The organism is Vibrio rarus (assembly GCF_024347075.1).
Taxonomy (GTDB): Bacteria; Pseudomonadota; Gammaproteobacteria; order Enterobacterales; family Vibrionaceae; genus Vibrio; species Vibrio rarus.
Genome location: NZ_AP024901.1, coordinates 334,559 through 353,305 on the forward strand (window position 1 = coordinate 334,559; position 18,747 = coordinate 353,305).

16 protein-coding genes are annotated in these 18,747 nt (G+C 42.9%); 7 read left to right on the top strand and 9 right to left on the bottom strand.

What is annotated here, in order from left to right; all coding sequences use genetic code 11:
• Nucleotides 1-11: 11 nt before the first annotated feature.
• Both OCU56_RS14595 and OCU56_RS14600 read right to left on the bottom strand, forming a co-directional pair.
• On the bottom strand, nucleotides 12-1,247 hold the full coding sequence (locus tag OCU56_RS14595; RefSeq protein WP_261875451.1) for an NAD(P)/FAD-dependent oxidoreductase: 1,236 nt from the start codon (nucleotides 1,245-1,247) through the stop codon (nucleotides 12-14).
• A gap of 66 nt (nucleotides 1,248-1,313) precedes the next feature.
• Nucleotides 1,314-1,706 carry a hypothetical protein gene (locus tag OCU56_RS14600; RefSeq protein WP_261875452.1) on the bottom strand — a complete coding sequence of 131 codons (393 nt, stop codon included), beginning with the start codon at nucleotides 1,704-1,706 and terminating at the stop codon, nucleotides 1,314-1,316.
• A gap of 293 nt (nucleotides 1,707-1,999) precedes the next feature.
• Here OCU56_RS14600 and add point away from each other — a divergent pair, with 293 nt between their 5' ends.
• On the top strand, nucleotides 2,000-2,998 hold the full coding sequence (add, locus tag OCU56_RS14605) for an adenosine deaminase (protein WP_261875453.1): 999 nt from the start codon (nucleotides 2,000-2,002) through the stop codon (nucleotides 2,996-2,998).
• A gap of 70 nt (nucleotides 2,999-3,068) precedes the next feature.
• Here the strand turns inward: add and OCU56_RS14610 are convergent, their stop codons facing one another.
• The 6 genes from OCU56_RS14610 to OCU56_RS14635 all read right to left on the bottom strand — a co-directional run bounded on the left by OCU56_RS14610 (nucleotide 3,069) and on the right by OCU56_RS14635 (nucleotide 9,492).
• Nucleotides 3,069-3,419: a YajD family HNH nuclease gene (locus OCU56_RS14610; protein ID WP_261875454.1), complete on the bottom strand. Its 351-nt coding sequence runs from the start codon at nucleotides 3,417-3,419 to the stop codon at nucleotides 3,069-3,071.
• Between the two features lie 92 nt (nucleotides 3,420-3,511).
• On the bottom strand, nucleotides 3,512-4,132 hold the full coding sequence (locus tag OCU56_RS14615; protein ID WP_261875455.1) for a LysE family translocator: 621 nt from the start codon (nucleotides 4,130-4,132) through the stop codon (nucleotides 3,512-3,514).
• Nucleotides 4,133-4,217: 85 nt separating this feature from the next.
• Nucleotides 4,218-4,553, bottom strand: coding sequence for a PBPRA1643 family SWIM/SEC-C metal-binding motif protein (locus OCU56_RS14620; RefSeq protein WP_261875456.1), 336 nt, complete (start codon nucleotides 4,551-4,553; stop codon nucleotides 4,218-4,220).
• Between the two features lie 158 nt (nucleotides 4,554-4,711).
• On the bottom strand, nucleotides 4,712-5,542 hold the full coding sequence (locus OCU56_RS14625) for a hypothetical protein (protein WP_261875457.1): 831 nt from the start codon (nucleotides 5,540-5,542) through the stop codon (nucleotides 4,712-4,714).
• A 415-nt stretch (nucleotides 5,543-5,957) separates the two neighbouring features.
• Entirely contained in the window at nucleotides 5,958-7,151 is a 1,194-nt protein-coding gene (locus OCU56_RS14630; RefSeq protein WP_261875458.1) for an acetate/propionate family kinase, read from the bottom strand.
• Nucleotides 7,152-7,566: 415 nt separating this feature from the next.
• Nucleotides 7,567-9,492: a DEAD/DEAH box helicase gene (locus OCU56_RS14635; protein WP_261875459.1), complete on the bottom strand. Its 1,926-nt coding sequence runs from the start codon at nucleotides 9,490-9,492 to the stop codon at nucleotides 7,567-7,569.
• Between the two features lie 574 nt (nucleotides 9,493-10,066).
• On the opposite strand from OCU56_RS14635, the gene rnb reads away from it, so the two are divergent.
• From rnb to OCU56_RS14650, 3 genes are all read left to right on the top strand, one after another.
• A complete protein-coding gene (gene rnb, locus OCU56_RS14640; RefSeq protein WP_261875460.1) occupies nucleotides 10,067-12,052 on the top strand; it encodes an exoribonuclease II in 1,986 nt (661 codons plus the stop codon).
• 206 nt (nucleotides 12,053-12,258) lie between these two features.
• On the top strand, nucleotides 12,259-13,053 hold the full coding sequence (locus OCU56_RS14645; protein ID WP_261875461.1) for an AraC family transcriptional regulator: 795 nt from the start codon (nucleotides 12,259-12,261) through the stop codon (nucleotides 13,051-13,053).
• A 270-nt stretch (nucleotides 13,054-13,323) separates the two neighbouring features.
• Nucleotides 13,324-14,472 (top strand): iron-containing alcohol dehydrogenase, encoded by a 1,149-nt coding sequence (locus tag OCU56_RS14650; RefSeq protein ID WP_261875462.1) that lies wholly within the window; start codon nucleotides 13,324-13,326, stop codon nucleotides 14,470-14,472.
• 65 nt (nucleotides 14,473-14,537) lie between these two features.
• On the opposite strand, the gene OCU56_RS14655 is transcribed toward OCU56_RS14650, so the two are convergent.
• Complete coding sequence (locus OCU56_RS14655; protein WP_261875463.1) at nucleotides 14,538-15,599, bottom strand: AbrB family transcriptional regulator; 1,062 nt, start codon at nucleotides 15,597-15,599, stop codon at nucleotides 14,538-14,540.
• Nucleotides 15,600-16,436: 837 nt separating this feature from the next.
• Here OCU56_RS14655 and OCU56_RS14660 point away from each other — a divergent pair.
• The 3 genes from OCU56_RS14660 to OCU56_RS14670 all read left to right on the top strand — a co-directional run bounded on the left by OCU56_RS14660 (nucleotide 16,437) and on the right by OCU56_RS14670 (nucleotide 18,695).
• Nucleotides 16,437-17,177 carry a transporter substrate-binding domain-containing protein gene (locus OCU56_RS14660; protein WP_261875464.1) on the top strand — a complete coding sequence of 247 codons (741 nt, stop codon included), beginning with the start codon at nucleotides 16,437-16,439 and terminating at the stop codon, nucleotides 17,175-17,177.
• Between the two features lie 152 nt (nucleotides 17,178-17,329).
• Nucleotides 17,330-17,977, top strand: a complete 648-nt coding sequence (locus OCU56_RS14665; RefSeq protein ID WP_261875465.1) for an amino acid ABC transporter permease — start codon at nucleotides 17,330-17,332, stop codon at nucleotides 17,975-17,977.
• Nucleotides 17,970-18,695 (top strand): amino acid ABC transporter ATP-binding protein, encoded by a 726-nt coding sequence (locus OCU56_RS14670; RefSeq protein ID WP_261875466.1) that lies wholly within the window; start codon nucleotides 17,970-17,972, stop codon nucleotides 18,693-18,695. The genes OCU56_RS14665 and OCU56_RS14670 overlap by 8 nt, the downstream gene beginning before the upstream one ends.
• The last annotated feature ends 52 nt before the right edge of the window (nucleotides 18,696-18,747 follow it).

An 18,747-nucleotide genomic window follows, 5' to 3' on the forward strand; every position in this document is an offset into this window, starting at 1 on the left:
CAATATGGAGTTTATGTACGGACAATTTCCGCCAGTGTGCGCAATCGCTGTTGCGATTTGTGGACATAAGGATTGGACTCATCCCAAGCATACCCAGCTAAAATAGAGCAAATCATTTGCTTAATCTTGTCATTAGCCGGTTCATGGAAAATCACATCCTGAAAAGATCCATCATACCAACCTTCAACGTAAGTTCTAAACGCATTGACTCCAATCATCAAAGGATCGGCATACTCTTTCTGCCAGTCAACGTCATTGCCCTGCATTTTTCTCACCACACAGTCCGCTATCAACTCTGCTGACTTCATCGCTATGGTCACACCCGATGAAAATACGGGATCTAAAAACTCTCCAGCATTACCTAATAGTGCATAACGATCGGTGGCAAGGTGTTTTACATTGGCCGCATAGCCACACAACTCCCCTGCAGGATTCGGATATTGAGCCTGTTGCAATAACTGGGACAAATCAGGATCTTGCTCTACTAAACGCTTAATTAGGTCAATATTACTGACTTCGCTTTGGGCAAAAAACTGCGCCTGTGCCACCACACCTAATGAACAGGTGCCATCGGCAAAAGGAATGAGCCAATACCATACATCGCTGTGCTGAGGATGCACACAAACCAGTATTTTATTACGGTCATGGACAGAGTCTAATGGACAAATATTGTCTTTTATATGGGTAAAAATGGCTTTACGGATTGGAAAAGAAGACGGTTTCTCTAAGTGCAATAATTTAGGTAAAATTCGACCAAAACCACTCGCATCTAATACATACTGCGCTTGAATCGCATACTGTATGCCATGATGATTTTTCACTGTGATAAGCGTGCGCTCTTGCTGAACCTCAAGGGCTAGCACTTCACTTTGATAACGTATTTCAACCCCTTGAGATTGCGCAGAATCGGCCAGTATTTTATCAAAGTCCCCTCGCTTTACTTGCCAGGTAGTACTGGGGCCTGCGGAAAATTTATCATGAAAGTGAAACTGGCTATATCGCCCTTGCTTACGAAAAGCGGCCCCATCTTTGTTCTGAAATCCACCCTGCATGACCGCATCCATCATGCCCGCTCGTTCAATCACTTCCATACAGGCTGGCAACAAACTTTCACCAATAGAAAAACGAGGAAAGAGTGTCTTTTCAATCACTAATACATCAATATTTTGCGCGTGCAGTAAGGCCGCCGCAATGGCGCCAGAAGGCCCAGCGCCAATGATCACCACCTGCTTGTTTTCAATATCCATTTTATACTCTATCGTCCATAATTGCGTGAATCGTACGGCGTATCCGCACGCTCACCTAAACGATCGCTATTGGGCAGCCGCAATCGTTGCTAGGTTTCTTTGAATATCCACGTTTAGATTATTGACCCAGCGATTGTAGTTTCGATGAATCTTACCGTTACCGGCTTTTAAATTGGTGGATGAAAGGTAATGAATTGAGTAAAACTTCTCGTCATACGTTATGTTTATGCGAGCCGTATGGCTACGTACCAACAGATCGGCTTTGAGCTCACCAGATTGCACCTCAGTAACAATCCAGCCACGGTCTTTAGCCGCTTGTTCAATCGCGGCTTTGACTTGAGTGGACTGCAAATCGTAGCCGATAGGTGCATTATCGACATTAAGAATAGGGTTCACTCTTGAGCAAGCGGCTAACAAAAATACACAAAAGATCGATACTAAAATTTTCTTCATTTTCAAACTCCGACGCTTAAATTTAAATGATAGTGATAACTCAAACTCAACAACACACTAAGTCATACTCACCATTACGCAAGGTTGTGCATAATACTACCCTCGACAAGTAAAGAGCAACCGACTTATTGTTACACTAAGAGAGCACATTCATTACCAAGCAAACGTTTGCTAATGTTTTTCTGTTTACCCATACTTTACTTGCTTATATGAGGGTGCCATTATCACCTCATTCGCCACGGGCTCTTTTTGCAGTTTTGCCCCTATCTCGTTCATTTATTTGATTATGTTGAGAACTCATGAACTTTTTCTCTCTGCCAAAAATTGACCTACATTGCCATCTTGACGGTAGCGTTCGTCCACAAACCATCATTGACCTTGCTCAGATTCAATCCCTCTCTCTGCCGAGTAATAATGTTGAGGTGGTCCGTGAGTTAATGATTGCACCGGAAACCTGCAGCGACTTAACCGAGTACTTAACTCGCTTTGATTTGCCGCTGCAAGTCATGCAAACCGAGCACGCATTAGAGCGTATCTCTTATGAAGTATTTGAAGATGCCGCTAAAGAAAACGTCAAATATTTGGAAGTGAGATTTGCCCCACTGCTGCATGTCACTCAAGGCCTCACTATCCAACAAATCATTGCGGCGGTGGTAAAAGGGATGAAACGGGCCGAACGTGATTATGATATTCACGGGAACTATATCCTATGTATTTTACGCACTATGACAAAAGAGCGTATTAATGAGGTGATAGAGGAAGGGGCTAAATGGCTGGGCAATGGTGTGCAAGCATTTGATTTAGCAGGCGCTGAGCTGCCGGGGTTCTGCCACGATTTTATCGAGTACACCCACTATGCCCGCAGTAAAGGATTTCATGTCACCATTCATGCTGGTGAACAAGGGGATGGACAGAATGTACAAGATGCGGTGCAACTCCTACACGCGGAACGCGTGGGACATGGCATCCATATCATTAACCATAATGGTGGCTACGCGGCGGTAAAAAATAATCGCATAGGCTTAGAGACTTGCCCTAGCAGTAATGTGCAAACCAAAGCGGTTAATGACCTTCAATCACACCCTGCGAAACGTTTTTATGAGCAAGGTCTTGCGATCACAATCAATACAGATAATAGAACGGTCTCCAACACCACCATGACTCAAGAAGTGCAAAAGGTGTGTGAGCTGTTTTCTCTATCTGCAGAAGATTATCGAATCATTTACCTCAACAGTGTCGAGCAAAGCTTTGCCAGCCATGACGTCAAAAATTATCTGCGACAATGCATAGATGAATAAAGATAAAAAACGGCCTATGTGATGAGCAGAGGCCGTTTGCAATACCGTCTCAAAGCACACGCTGATTGGGTTATTTTTTCATCATCTTAGCGAGATCTGCAAATGGGTTATGAGTGGCGACTTTATGATCATCCGCTCTGGCCACCGGATCGACACCGTAACGCTCATGATCGGTATATTTTGAGTGCTCATGATCATGGCAATACAGGCACAATAACTCCCAATTGCTCCCATCTTCAGGGTTATTGGTGTGGTCATGATCTTTATGGTGAACCGTTAACTCGCGCAGATTTGAATAAACAAATTCACGTGCACAATTACCACAAACCCAAGGATACAACTTAAGCGCTTTATCGCGATAGCCCGCTTCTTTGCGCGCATAAGCCGCACTGCCGCCTGTATAATCTAATGATGAAGACATCTTTATTCCCAGATTAATTAAATTATCGATATAACGGATAAATTAGCATACTTTGTCAGGCTGTGCAGGTGAGACAAATCAATATTGAACCGTTAACTCATAAACAACCAAATTCCGACACCCATCATTAGCGTACCTGAGATTCGATTCATAAATTTGACGTTATTACGATTGGCTAGCATAGCTCTTAACCCCTTGCCACCGGAGGCATAAAGCGTCATACAGATAAATTCTGACAGCATGATAATGCTCACTAAAATAATCAACTGAGGCGCAAGAGCAATGCTAGGGCTGACAAAAGGAGGCAATAAAGAGATCATAAAAGCCCACCCTTTTGGATTGGCGATTGCGGTTATAAAACCCTGCGCCATTAAACCGTAGTTCGAGGTACTTGATGGGGTGAGGTCATCATTAGATAAGGCCATTTTGCCTTTTGAACGCCACATTTGAATACCTAAGTATCCTAAATACAAGGCCCCCACCGTTTTAAATGCCATAAACAACATTGGCATTTTGATCATCACTGTCGCAATGCCAAGCACCGCACTAATCGCCACCACGGCAACACCAAATACCTCACCCAGCATCATCCATAATGTACGTTTATAACCTATGCTCATGCCCAAACCAAGTGCTAAGGTCATGCACATGCCTGGGGTGATTGAAACAAAGAAAAACGTGGGGATAAATACCCATAATGTCGCCCATTCCATGGCTTTACTCCTGATATTTACTAAATAATGCTAATAGGTTACTTCTATGGCAATAAATGTAATGGTTAGCAAAAAAATCAGTCTATTAGCGACCACAGCATTTTTTGTACTTTTTACCACTGCCACAACTGCACGGATCGTTACGTTGCGGGGTTTTTTCGAAACGTTGCGTTTTAGGCTTATTTAATACAGCATCTAACTCAGAAAGATTCTCTTCTACAGAGGCATCAATGTCGATATTGGCAAATAAATTGTGCTCATCCACCATTGATTGAACTTGGTCTTTTCGCTCTATTGTGGCCACCACAAGAGACAGCGGCGCACCTTCACTACCCAGCTTTAACGTAGCATCTGGGTTATAACCACTTTTACCATAGTTATTCATGATATCCGGTGTACCACGGTAGAAAAATTTAGACATGAGCTCTCTTAAAATTGACAAAGAAAGCAGTGTACAGCTCTCTGTTAGGCTTGGCTACCATTGCCGGCGTTAGATGAAACTAAGGCCGGCGCTTTATGCTTGTCTAGCCCATAGCCGGTATTGTTTGGACTTAATCGGCACTTATCTGTTAAAGGCGATTACAGTTGCGCGGCATTGGCAATTAAATTATAGGTAAACCAACCGTCACCGGTAATAAAGGATTGTGGTTTCGCCGAAGCTTTGTCTTGTTGTACCCCGATGCCATCTGAAAATGGTTCAAAGGAAACAATTTTTTCGTGCTTAATGCGGAAACTTTTACCTTTGCCGAAGAAATAAATGTGCTTATTGGTCACACCCAATAAACCTTTACCTACATGGACAGTCTCAGTGGTTTCCACGCGCTTACCTTTAAAGCCTCCGGTGCGAAAATAAACACCTTTTGCTACGCGAACGCTGACGCCACTCGACCCACCCACGTACTTCGTTTTCTTCTTTTGTTCGTAATAATTCGTATCTTGAAAGATCCAGATCAGCTTTTCCGACTTTTGCAAATTAAACGGATGGGTGCCAAGGTCGATTAACTCTTCGGGGATCCGACCCTCAAGGATATTTCTGATCACCGCCCCTTTCACCATTCTGGTGTGAGCACCCTTTTTATCCAGTGCAGCAGGTGACATTTCAAAGTAATCAGCAAGATTAGTCAGGTTAGTTTGTTCACTTTCGCTTAAGATTTCATCTTCAAATGCACGCTCAACGGCATTTTCCCAACCGGTAATCATAAGTTGAGTGGCGGTGTCCATATCAACGTATCCCTCTTCAGAGTGATACACTATCTCCTGCTCTAACAGCTTAAGATCCCCCCCAGTCACCCCTTTATTTTCAACGAGTTCCCTAATGTTATTTTTGGCATCCCTGTGCTTTAATTTGCACGCTTTATGCTTCCAGCGCAAAAAGCCCGCTGGTGCTCCACAAAGTCGACAATCTGCCATTACATTCTCCGCTTTACTTCTGCTGTCTTAATCAAAGGTGAACTCTGGGCCTATTTTGTATTGCGTATACTAAACGAAACACAAAATAACGAGTTGGCTCCCCTATAAACTGGACACTATGAAACTAATATTGCCAGTGATTTTACCAGTTCAGGGCACTTTTATGAGTTTGCATTTTAATTTTCACTATTTAATACCAATCACACTAAGTAAGTGATCAGAAATAGCGCAGGAAAAATGCTCGAAAACAAGGCGGAATTTTTCGATAAGTCGTTATTCTACAATCAAAAATTGTAGTGCAGTTATCATGTATTTTAACAAGCTAGAATGACCCGTTATTTAGTACGATTGGTATTACCCAATAAAAAAGGCGCCCCTAAATAGGGGCGCCTTTATCAGTGTAATGCAATCTAACTTAGATAAGTTCTACAGATTGTTTAGCAATAACGAATTCTTCGTTAGTTGGGATAACAAGAACTTTAGCGTCTAGAAGTTTAGACTCACCAATTTGTCCTGCCGCACCGAAACGAGCCGCTTCGTTACCCGCTTTGTCTTCAACAAAACCAAGGATGTTTAGGCTGCTTAGGATTTCACTACGGATATCCAATGCGTTTTCACCGATACCGCCAGTGAATACGATGGCATCTAGACCGTTTAGTGGTACTAGGTAAGAAGCAACGTATTTAGCAACACGGTATGTGAATACTTGGAATGCTAGTTTAGCGCCTTCATGACCTTCAGCCATTGCTTCTAGGATACCGCGAGCATCAGAAGTAAGGCCGGACACACCTAGGAAACCAGATTTTTTGTATAGGGTTTCAAATACTTTCTCTTGAGACCAACCTTTCTTAAGAAGGAACTCAATAACGCCTGGGTCAAGGTCACCACAACGTGTACCCATCATTAGGCCTGCTTGTGGAGTGAAGCCCATTGAAGTATCAACAGATTCGCCATTTGCAACTGCACAAACTGAAGCGCCGTTACCTAGGTGAACAGTGATGATATTGGTTTCTTCTACTGGCTTGTTCAATGCTTTAGCAGCTTCACGGCTCACAAAGTAGTGGCTAGTACCGTGGAAGCCGTAACGACGGATACGGTAGTCGTCATATAGCTCATGAGAGATAGAACCAGTGAATGCTTTCTTAGGCATTGTTTGGTGGAATGCAGTATCAAATACAGCAAACTGAGGCAATGAAGGGTATGCAGCCATAGCCGCTTTGATGCCCTTAGCACCTGCTGGGTTGTGAAGAGGTGCAAGATCTGAAAGGCTTTCAATTTCTGCAAGTACTGTTTCGTCGATGCGAACAGTGCTAGTGAATTTTTCACCACCGTGAACGATACGGTGACCAACGGCAACAATTGTCTCTTTAAGAGATAACTCTTCCATCAATTTAACGATACGGTTGATAGCTTCTTGATGGTGATTACCAGCAGCAGTAATTGCTTCTTGTGTTTTCTCACCGTTGAACTTCCATCCGATAGTTGCTTCTGGAAGGCCGAAACACTCACCTAGTCCACTGATTAGCGCTTCACCAGATTCAGAATCGATAACAGCAAACTTCAATGAAGAGCTGCCTGAATTGATAACGAGTACGTTCTTGTTTGACATGAGTTAAATCCTAATTAGACGAGGGGGCATTCAATCTGTGTTTATGATTATCAAATAATTTGGAAATTATTCAAATTTTTTTTAGTTAAAAAATCATACAAAATAAGATACTTTGATCTGGATCAATCTGCAAATTTATTTAACCGTCGAATTTTTCATGAAAAAAGAATAAATCCAATAACTATAAGTATAAAAAGGTGTTCGCTCCCTTTCACTAACCATCTTTGCAAGGTTAAAGTTCACTTTATCCTGAGTAAATATGCGGGTTTAATCATACAAACAGACCACTGCATTAACTGATAGTCCAATGACGTTCGTCAGCGGAATGCGCTAATGACAGTGTTGCATATAATTTTAAAGCAAAAAAAAACCGAGGCATTATCCATGCCTCGGTTCGTTATGCTTGTGTGATTAATTACTCGCCAGAGTTACGACGAGAATGGCCACGTTCGCCACGGAAGTTACCACGATTGTCGCCACCACGGTTTCTGTCGAAACGACGCTCACCATCACGACCACCGCCGCTACGCTCACCGTCACGGTTACCACGGTAGCCTCCGCCATCACGTTGACCGCGATGACCTTCGCCACCGCGACGACCTTCACCGCCGCTACGACGCTGACCACCATCACGACGACCGCCACGAGACTCACGGAAGTCGTTGAAATCAGAGATTTCTGCTGCCGTTTCTTTTTGACGAATACGCAGTTTACGTAGTTTGCCCGCAGTTTCAGAATTCATTGCTTTAGGAAGCTGAACAAAAGTATGACCTTGAGCCAGTTTAATTGCACCGATAGAGCCTTTAGTTAGGCCAAGTTCGTTTGCAAGAGCACCAACGATGTCTTTAACTTGAACGCCTTGATCACGACCCACTTGTAATTGGTATGTATCCCAATCTTTAGTTTCGCCACCGTAGCTACGACCACCTTCACGACGACCATCGCGGCCACCGTCACGACCGCCTTCACGACGATCAGCACGACGTTTCTTATCACGCTCAATAGCTGAGATCATTGGATCTTCACCAACATAGAATAAAGGACGCTTACCTTGCTGACGACGAAGTAGAATCGCAGCTAACGTTGCCGCATCAATTTCTAGGTTCGCTTGCAGTGTTTCAACAAGCTCAGAGAATTTCTCTAGTGATGAGTGTTGTTTGTCTGCTTCAAGTTCAAGACCAAGCTTGTTCACACGAGCTGCAGCTACTTGGTCACGTAGTGGAAGTTGAATCTCTTCCATTGAAGACTTAGTCACACGCTCAATAGTGCGAAGCATACGCATTTGGTTGGTGCGAACAAGAAGGATCGCTTTACCTTTACGTCCAGCACGGCCAGTACGACCAATACGGTGGATGTAAGACTCAACATCGAATGGGATGTCATAGTTAAATACGTGAGTAATACGAGGCACGTCAAGACCACGAGCAACAACGTCAGTTGCCACTAGAATATCAATAACGCCACGTTTGATGTTGTCTACAGTGCGCTCACGTTGAGACTGAGGAATATCACCGTGTAATGCAGACACTTTAAAGCCGCGGTCGGATAAGTAGCTAGCGAGACGTTCAGTGTCTTGGCGAGTACGTACGAATACGATAGAAGCGTCAGTGTCTTCAGTTTCAAGAATACGAGTCATCGCTTCGTCTTTCTCGATACCTTTAACAACCCAGAATTGTTGCTCTACTTTATCAACAGTGTGGTTTTTACCCGCCACGTCAACAAATGCAGGATCACGCAAGAAGCGCTCAACAATTTTCTTCAGCATTGGAGGCATAGTTGCAGAGAACAATACGCGTTGAGCAGACGCTGGTGCGTGCTCAAGGATATTAGTTACGTCTTCTACAAAGCCCATGTTTAGCATTTCATCGGCTTCATCAAGAACGAAAGTGTTTACTTCATCAAGGTGCAGACGGTCACGGTTGATAAGATCTTGTACACGTCCTGGCGTACCTACAACAATGTGCGTGCCGTTTTTAAGTGCGCGCATTTGATCAACAATTGAAGTACCGCCGTAGATTTCAAGAACCTTAAGACCGCGGATGTTTTTACCTAGGTTTTTGATTTCTGCTGCGACTTGAATCGCTAGCTCACGTGTTGGTGCCAAAATAATAGCTTGTGGCTTACGTTGGTCTAGTTCAAGTTTATTAAGAAGAGGAAGAGAAAAAGCAGCTGTTTTACCTGTACCTGTTTGTGCTTTACCTAGCGCATCTTTACCTTCAAGAAGCAATGGAATTGAAGCGGATTGAATAGGTGTAGGAGAAACAAAACCCATCGCGTCAAGGGCAGAAAGGATTTGTTCGTTAAGTTCTAAATCGCTGAATTTAATTTCAGATTCTTGCATCGGGATCCCACTATAAGTGTGTTCATAAAAACGGTCCCAGGTGCTCTCTAAATTCATACACCGATCCAGCAATACACACTAAATCCATTCAGAAGGGATAAGTATATAAAACGCATCAAGCCGCTAGGGACAAAATAAGGTGGCGAATTCTGCCCTATAAAACAGATAATTACAAGAAAAAATTGAATCAGATCACAAATTACAGACAATTGTGTTTTAATTTACCCCATTTGCAGTAGCTATGCTTTAAAAATCGCCTATTTATGTCCATCTATTAACCCATTTTTAGTGTGTCACGCCCTTTATTTCAGCCCTGAAAACCCGTCAAATAGGCCATAATAAGAAAAGAAAGGGCCATAAGTCCGCCTAAACCGCTATTTATTTCCTTGTCTATGCGCCCTTTTTATTTTAGTGGATGAGACAAAAGACAGCGCAAACTGAGGGAGTTATACATTTGCCTCAAGAATCGTTAATATAGCCCCTATATCCGCCCTACCCTTTGCGCTTTGTAACACAGCGCAACCAAGGCACATGATTAGCCACCCACTATTGATGAAGATAAATAAAATACTCAATGTTTGCAGATAATCCGTTGCTCGCTCAACTAAAACAGCAGATCAAAGATACTATCCCTACTAAAGAAGGGACCATTAAGGCCACAGATAAGAAGTTTGGTTTCCTAGAAGTAGACAACAAAACCAGTTATTTCATTCCGCCACCTCAGATGAAAAAATGTATGCACGGTGATCGTGTCGTGGCGCTGATTCGTAGTGAAAATGACAAAGAATTTGCCGAACCCGATCAGCTAGTTGAACAAGGTGTGACACGCTTTATAGGCCGAATTAAGTTGTTTAAAGGTCGACTCAATGTGGTACCGGACCAACCACAACTGAGAAACCTGTCTCTCAAAGCGAAAACCGCCAAAGGCCTTAAGCACGACATGTTTGCTGAAGGTGATTGGGTGGTCGCGCAGGTGATCCAACATCCCCTAAAAGGGGATAACGGCTTCATGGTCGAAATTACCGAGAAGATCACCGATGCCAATGATAAAATTGCTCCTTGGTGGGTAACCCTTGCGGAAAATGATTTGCCCAACACGGAACCTATGGGTATTGAAGAGTGGCAATTGCACGATGATGCCGACTTAGTTCGTGAAGATCTCACCCACATCCCTTTTGTCACTATCGACGGTGAGTCCACCAAAGATATGGATGATGCTTTATACGCCCATCAAAAAGACAACGGTGACTTTACGCTCACTATCGCCATTGCCGATCCTACAGCCTACATTACCCCCGATGATGATATGGATAAAGTGGCTCGTCAGCGCGGCTTTACCATCTACCTTCCGGGTCGCAATATCCCGATGTTACCGCGAGATCTGGCGGACAATCTTTGTTCTCTTATTCAAGATGAACTGCGCCCTGCCCTATGTTGCACGGTAACGGTTGCCCAAGATGGCACCATTCAAGATGATATTCGTTTCTTTGCTGCTAATATCCGCTCTCATGCACGCTTGGCTTACACATCGGTTTCCGACTACCTTGACAATAATAGTGATGAAGCTTGGGCCAAAGATGCCGCTATTGCAGGGGTGGTGACCGATCTTGCACAAATGGCTAAGGCTCGCAATACATGGCGTCAAACTAATGCCGTGATTTTCCCAGACAGACCAGACTACCGCTTCGAGTTAAGCGAAGACAATGACGTTATCGCCATTCATGCGGATTATCGTCGAAGTGCTAATAAACTGGTTGAAGAGGCGATGATCACCGCCAATATTTGTGCCGGTCGTGTACTGAGTGACACTCTAGGTATGGGGATGTTTAATACTCATTCAGGATTAAAAGAAGACAAGATCAACAATGTTATTGATCTTGTCACTGAGTATGGCGCGCAAGGATTTAGTGCCGATAGTGTCGTGAGCTTAGAAGGCTTTAGCGCCCTGCGCCGCTGGTTGGGCTCTCAAGAGACACAATACTTAGACAATCGCATTCGTAAACATCAAGCTTATGGTGAAATGGGCAATACTCCAGCGCCACACTTTGCTATGGGGCTTGATATTTACGCCACTTGGACCTCACCGATTCGCAAATACAGCGATATGATCAACCACCGTCTTCTTAAAGCCATCATTTTAAACAAAGCCCCAGTGCAAACCCCTGATGATGAACTGGGTGACGAATTGGCACTGCATCGTAAACACCACAGAATGGCGGAGCGTAAAGTAAGTGATTGGCTATATGCCCGTACTTTGCATCAAGATGTACAGGCCGAAAGCACATTCAAAGGGGAAATCTTTGATATTGGCCGTAGTGGCATGCGGGTAAGACTGCTGGAAAATGGGGCGGCGGCCTTCATTCCTAATTCACTGATTATGGATAATAAAGAGCGTATTGAATCCAATGCTGATCAAGGCACGGTTTCTATCGACAACGAGGTGATTTACAAACTCAGCGATGTGCTTGAAGTGGTACTAACCGAGGTTAATATTGATAAGCGTAATATTGTGGCCAAGCCGGTAGAAGTCTTTAGTGACCAACCCACTCATCAAGCCTAGCGTAAGCTGAATACAGCATCACTTTACTGATGGGGTGCTGTCTACAAGCCTGTAAGAGCCTTTAGGTTCATCAATTACAGGCTTGTTTTTTTGGGTACCTCCCCACAAGATTTCGTTTCTTTTTTGTAAAGCTTCGATCCCCTTCAAAGCAATTTAACATACATTAACGTACTCTCATATCATCTCCGTTTGATATGGGTTTTACCTTGCCAGATTTTTGTTATTTACACCTTTCAAGTGCCCATCCCCCAAACTTAGACCCACTGATTCACCAACCCATTATCATAGTGCTGGTCCATTCTGGCGCTCTTGTTCTACAGTGTAACTCGATACCCTATACCATCCCCGCAGGACACATAACAGTGAGTGCCACTCAAGGGTTACTGGCAACAAACAATCACGCCTATGACGCGCAAGCCATCATCATTGGGCGCAATACAATAGACACCTTTCTCAACAGCGCCCCCTCTGCCACTCACTCGAAACAGCGTTACTCAGAAAAGGGGCATCCGAGCATCCCATGCGGTGCATTAGAGCAACAATTACTAACAACATTACAGGTAAGCTTGCAAGATGGGGCCTGCTCTGGGCACATTCAGCAGACATTATTAACGGCACTTCTGGCACATTTAACGACTAAACAGCCCAGTATAACGGCCTTGCTGAAACAGGCGACCGATACCCCATTTTCAGAGAAAGTGTCACACTTTTTAGAGGCTCAGTTGGATCAGCCAATAACTCTGCCTATGCTTGCTACACACTTATCTCTTTCCATCTCAAGTGTAAAACGTAAACTGGCACAAGAAGGGCTGTCATTTAGCCAAATGTTACAACACAAACGAGCCTATAAAGGCGCTACCATTTTACGTTCGGGACGCAGCCAAATTAATGCCGTTGCCAAACAATGTGGCTTCAGCAGTGCGGCTCAATTCAGCCATACTTTCAAGAACGTTTACGGTTGTACGCCAAAGGTATTTAGAAAAGAACGGCGCACTCCCTAGCTCAAGGTCACTTCCTTCAGCTAGGCCCAATATCAGAAAATAATAGCAATCACACTCAGTATGTGATCAGAAATAGCGCAGGCAAAATGTTCGACAACAAGGCAGGATTTTTCGATAAGTCGTTATTCTACAATCAAAAATTCTAACGCTGTTATCGAGTATTTTAACAAGCTAGAATGACCAGTTACTTAGTACGGTTGCTATCACGCTTATTCTCCGTCACACAGTTATTTAATTTATAATGTGATGACCTCATAAAAGGATCCTTACATGCAGTTTAATTATTCAAACCCGACCCAAATCTATTTTGGTCAACAGCAAATAGCCGCTATCGCTAAGGCTATTCCTCCTCACAGTAACGTGTTGCTTGTTTACGGTGGCGGTTCGATTAAAAACAATGGCATCTATGATCAAGTTGCTCAAGCACTGTCAGATCATCAATGGCAAGAATTTTCTGGTGTAGAATCTAACCCTACCGTTGAGACCCTTGATAAAGCCGTTGAAATAGTCAAAAAAGATCACATTACCTATTTACTTGCAGTGGGGGGCGGTTCGGTGATTGATGGTAGCAAATACATTGCTGCAGCTTCATGCTATGCCGGCGATGGCTGGGATATTCTAACCGGAAAGCACAAAGTTAAAAAAGCGGTGCCTCTTGGCGCTGTACTGACCTTGCCTGCCACAGGATCTGAGTCCAACAAAGCGGCCGTTGTCACCAAAAAAGCCACTAAAGATAAATTGAGTTTCTTATCTGCTCACGTACAGCCACAATTTGCAGTACTGGATCCTGATGCCATGAAAACCCTTCCCGAACGCCAATTAATTAATGGGCTAGTGGATGCTTGGGTACATGTGTGCGAACAATATATCACTAAGCCTGCTCAAGGGATGGTACAAGACGGGTTTGCTGAGGCGTTACTCAAAAACCTCAAGCAATTGGGTGACAACTTTTCCAATCACGATGACGATGCTTGGCGAGCCAACTTGATGTGGAGTGCCAATCAAGCGCTCAATGGCTTAATTGGTACTGGGGTACCACAAGATTGGGCAACACATATGATAGGCCATGAACTCACCGCCCTATATGGGGTGGATCACGCTCGCTCCCTGACCATTATTCAACCGTCGTTATTGCGTAACCAAATTGAGTTTAAACGCGCCAAACTTGAGCAAATGGGCATCAATGTATTTGGCTTACAACCAACAACGGATCTTGCTGAACGTACCATTGCTGAAATTGAAGGCTTCTATTTGAGTTTAGGGGTTGCCACAAGATTCACTGAACACGGCGGTGATAAAACTCAAGTCATTGCAGATATTCTGGCGCAACTGGAGTCTCATGGCATGCTGGTTTTAGGTGAAAATCAATCCATTACATTACAAGAGATGCAGCTCATTTTAGAGAGCGCTATCGGCTAGTTTCCACCTCGGCCTAGAGTGATTTGCGGTCTTACTGTTTAAAATAATGAGTAAGGCCGCTCACATTAAGCACTGTAATGACGATTAAATCGTTTTGAAGCGTAGTTGGCCATGGGTGGTGCTAACAACACCACCAGTAATAACCGAACAATTTGCATACTCATCACAAAGCCAAGATTTACCTCTCCATGACTGGAAAGCGCAATGGCCGTTACCGCATCAAGGCCACCGGGTGTGGTAGCCAAATACGCGGTCAAGGGGGTAACATGAAAACCCACCACTAATAGCATCGCAATAGTGCCACATAAAACAATCAAAGCCACAATCGACAGTAGAATCTTTGGCAATGCAAACCACGCTTCTTTTACTATGCCTCGATTAAAGCGCATGCCAATGTTCACCCCAAACACCAAATAACAGAGATCCAATAACCATACAGGTACTTGTAAATCAACCGCATGTGTATTCATACACAATGCACTCACCAGCATTGACACTAATAAACACCCTGCCGGTATGCACGATTTAACCCCTAAATAGGAGGCCAGCACAATAATCAGTATCGTTTGTATCACAGTGCTCACTGAGTAATGATCCAGCCAATGACTCATGTGCATACTTGGGTGAATATCAGCAGACAAAGACAAGAAATGAGCCACTACGGCGGCCAAAAAACTCACCATAGCCACACGTATATACTGCATAAATGCCACTAAACTGGGATTCGTACCATGAGATTCTGCCATTAACACCATGGCCGACGCTCCCCCAGGAGCGCAACCCCAGATGGCCGTGCTCCCTGGTAATACGCGCAATTTTGCCAAGCTGTATCCCATCATCTGGCACACTACTAGCACCAATAATGCCACTGCCATAAATACCCACCAACTGGACAAGTACGGTTGTAAAATAGTGACATTAAGGGCTTTTCCCGCCACAAGTCCAATCACAGCTTGAATCATAAACACTGCAGACTTAGGGGTACTCACACGCCAACCCTGTAAGCTAAATACAATGGCAATCACCATAGGCCCCAATAACGTTGCCGCTGGAAAATGAAAGGCATCAAATAGCACACCCACAAAGAAGCAAGTGCAGTAAATAATGAACACTCGTAATAAAGGCATAGGAAGTCGCTTCTTATATAAACTAGAAATAATGTTTATTAAATTGAGCACACCATACAAGATAAAGAGTATTTCCACAGCAAGAAATAATAAAAAGTAATATCACATATTTATTATTTGCACTAATTGTTAATTAAACGCAGTGTTTGTAATAAAAATAACTCAAAACACACCCCGACCTATTCCCGCAAACTATATATGAAGAGTAAAACATCATTATTATAGATAACCCATGATCTTATCGTTTAAACCTGAACAGATAAATTGACGCCATTTAATATGCACATTAACTCATTAGGCGAGGTGTATTTATCTGTGTTTTTACTCTGCAGATAATCGGATTTTAGTGAACATTCACCAGCAACCCCGCCCTTTGCCTCAGTGATTTTTTACCCATGAGTGACAGTCCCCCCAAGTGGTCGAAAAAGGCACAAATCGCCAGATCTGGCGTGGATATTCTTTCAACCTAAAGAATAATCAGTCAAAAACAGCGCGTTAATTTTCATTGCAAACACAAAAACACTTTAGCAACCGTTAAATTCAAAATCTAATATTCTATATAGCACAGGCTCTACATGGTTTTTATTCGGCATTTTATTATGAGTTGTGACAAAGCAGACCATTGAATTTAAATATGCATAACATCATAATAAATAATGCATTATTCATATGAAACTTATGGATTGAATATCTATTCAAACAGAAGTTAAAATGAACATTGATGCATATTGATAACAGTTCATTTAATATGATTACTTGATTTTTTGTTCCTTAAGCTATATTTTCATTCATTGCTTTCGCCTCTTAACCGAGGCTTAATATAAAGGAAACTAGCAAATGAAAAAGATTTCAATCACGCTTGCAGTGCTATTAGCAGCAGTTGCAACGAGTTCAACTGCCTTTGCTAAAGAAAAAGTGTATAAGATTGCCACTGATGCCGCTTATGCACCTTTCTCTTTCAAAATAGACGGCGCATATACAGGTATTGACGTTGACGTTCTTGCCGCTATTGCGAAAACCGAAGGCTTTAAATACGAGCTTACCCCAATGAACTTTAATGGCATCATTCCTGGCATTGTTTCAGGCCAACTTGATGGTGCGATTGCGGGTATGACAATTACCAAAAAACGCGCAAAAGTGTTAGATTTTTCTAATGGCTACTATGAGTCTGGTGTTGTCCCTGTTGTTAAAGCTGACAGCAAAATCGCTACTAAAGCCGATCTGAAAGATCAACGTTTTGCTGTTAAAAAAGGCACCACATCTGCGGATTGGGCCAACTCTAACCGTAAAGAATTAAATGCGACTATTCGTTACTTCGATGATTCTGCTTCTATGTTCCAAGAAGTAATCAATGGTAATGCCGATGTGGCTTTTGAAGATTACCCGGTTATTGCTTATAAAATTTCTCTAGATAAAACACCTGTGTTGAAACTGGCTGGTGACAAACTAACTAGTGCTCAATTTGGTTTTGGTGTTAAAAAAGGTCAAAACGCTGAACTTATTAGCAAGTTCAATGACGGCCTAGCAAAAATTAAAGCTGATGGTACTTACGAGAAAATTCTCAACAAATACCAATAATATCAAAGCCTTAATCGCTATATAATTTCACTCAAGGAGGAGTTTATTTATAAACTCCTCCTTGCTTTCCTAAGTAAGCTGATTGGCTATGCCTCTTATTGAATAAGCGGAATTGTCTTTATCAGATTACCTCGTTACACAAGGAAACTCGTATGTTTGAGCTATTCACGGATAGCCTACCTGCCTTTCTTGATGGGTTGGAAATCACTCTCATCATCACGGTATGTTCGTTATTTTTTGCAACAATCATTGGCCTAGTACTCGGCCTTATTAATATCGGCAACAACACTTTTTTACGTGGCATCGCCAAGATTTATATCGACGTTGTGCGCGGTACACCTCTTATTGTTCAAGCCTTCTTTTTGTACTTCGGCATGACCGGTTACCTTGGTTTCCACATGAGTGCAGAAGTTGCCGGTACTATCGTGATCAGTATCAATGCGGGTGCCTACATGGCAGAAATTTTCCGTGGTGGCATTAAAGCCATTGATGTTGGGCAAATGGAAGCGGCTCGAAGCCTAGGACTTCCTTACACCCAAGCAATGATTAAAGTGGTTCTGCCACAAGCGTTTCGAAATATGATCCCTGCGATCCTAAACCAGTTCATTATTTCTTTAAAAGATACCTCTATCTTGACAGTAATTGGCGTAAATGAATTAACCCAATCAGGCCAAATCATTATCTCGTCAACGTATCGTTCTTTTGAGATTTGGACCATGGTCGGTATTCTATACTTTGCTCTTATCTTTATTTTGAGCACTATCTTTAGACAAATTGAGGCACGATTGAGCAATGATTAAGGTAGATGGATTAATAAAAGCTTTCGGTGATAATGTTGTTCTAAACGGCATTGACTTTAATGTAGGCGAAAATGAAGTAGTGTCTCTTATTGGCCCTTCTGGCTCAGGTAAGTCCACCTTGCTTCGCTGTCTCAATGGATTGGAAGAATTGAATGGCGGACATATCATCATTGAAGGTGATGATCTCGCAGATAAAAATCTTAACATTAATAAATTTCGCGAACGTGTCGGAATGGTGTTTCAATCATTCAACCTATTTCCGCACTTAACCGTGTTAGAAAATATTACTCTTGCACCACTGACCTTAAATAAATGCACCAAAAAGGAAGCGGATGCTATCGCCTTTGACCTACTCGATAAAGTGGGCCTACAAGATAAAGCAGACGCCTATCCTAAAAGTTTGTCTGGTGGTCAAAAACAGCGTATCGCTATTGCCCGCGCTCTTGCTATGAAACCTAGCCTACTACTGTTTGATGAGCCTACTTCTGCGCTCGATCCAGAAATGGTAGGTGAAGTACTACAAGTAATGCAAGATCTTGCCAGTTCACACGGTATGACTATGGTAGTAGTCACTCACGAAATGGGCTTTGCTCGTGAAGTGTGTGATCGCGTTGTCTTTATGGCAGACGGTAAAATTATTGAGCAAGGCAAACCTTGCGAAATCTTTGATAACCCTCAAAATGAGCGTACTAAAGACTTTTTATCAAAAGTACTTTAATCTGCTATTTTGTTAACCAATTAACTCGTTAACAAAATCCGCTTAAAGCACA

What these genes read in the sequence shown, in the direction of transcription:
- rnb (WP_261875460.1), top strand. Translation starts at nt 10,067, where the DNA reads ATGTTTGCAGATAATCCGTTGCTCGCTCAACTAAAACAGCAGATCAAA.
- OCU56_RS14610 (WP_261875454.1), bottom strand. Translation starts at nt 3,419, where the DNA reads ATGTCTTCATCATTAGATTATACAGGCGGCAGTGCGGCTTATGCGCGC.
- OCU56_RS14595 (WP_261875451.1), bottom strand. Translation starts at nt 1,247, where the DNA reads ATGGATATTGAAAACAAGCAGGTGGTGATCATTGGCGCTGGGCCTTCT.
- OCU56_RS14660 (WP_261875464.1), top strand. Translation starts at nt 16,437, where the DNA reads ATGAAAAAGATTTCAATCACGCTTGCAGTGCTATTAGCAGCAGTTGCA.
- OCU56_RS14630 (WP_261875458.1), bottom strand. Translation starts at nt 7,151, where the DNA reads ATGTCAAACAAGAACGTACTCGTTATCAATTCAGGCAGCTCTTCATTG.
- OCU56_RS14615 (WP_261875455.1), bottom strand. Translation starts at nt 4,132, where the DNA reads ATGGAATGGGCGACATTATGGGTATTTATCCCCACGTTTTTCTTTGTT.
- OCU56_RS14665 (WP_261875465.1), top strand. Translation starts at nt 17,330, where the DNA reads ATGTTTGAGCTATTCACGGATAGCCTACCTGCCTTTCTTGATGGGTTG.
- OCU56_RS14620 (WP_261875456.1), bottom strand. Translation starts at nt 4,553, where the DNA reads ATGTCTAAATTTTTCTACCGTGGTACACCGGATATCATGAATAACTAT.
- OCU56_RS14650 (WP_261875462.1), top strand. Translation starts at nt 13,324, where the DNA reads ATGCAGTTTAATTATTCAAACCCGACCCAAATCTATTTTGGTCAACAG.
- OCU56_RS14635 (WP_261875459.1), bottom strand. Translation starts at nt 9,492, where the DNA reads ATGCAAGAATCTGAAATTAAATTCAGCGATTTAGAACTTAACGAACAA.
- add (WP_261875453.1), top strand. Translation starts at nt 2,000, where the DNA reads ATGAACTTTTTCTCTCTGCCAAAAATTGACCTACATTGCCATCTTGAC.
- OCU56_RS14655 (WP_261875463.1), bottom strand. Translation starts at nt 15,599, where the DNA reads ATGCCTTTATTACGAGTGTTCATTATTTACTGCACTTGCTTCTTTGTG.
- OCU56_RS14625 (WP_261875457.1), bottom strand. Translation starts at nt 5,542, where the DNA reads ATGGCAGATTGTCGACTTTGTGGAGCACCAGCGGGCTTTTTGCGCTGG.
- OCU56_RS14670 (WP_261875466.1), top strand. Translation starts at nt 17,970, where the DNA reads ATGATTAAGGTAGATGGATTAATAAAAGCTTTCGGTGATAATGTTGTT.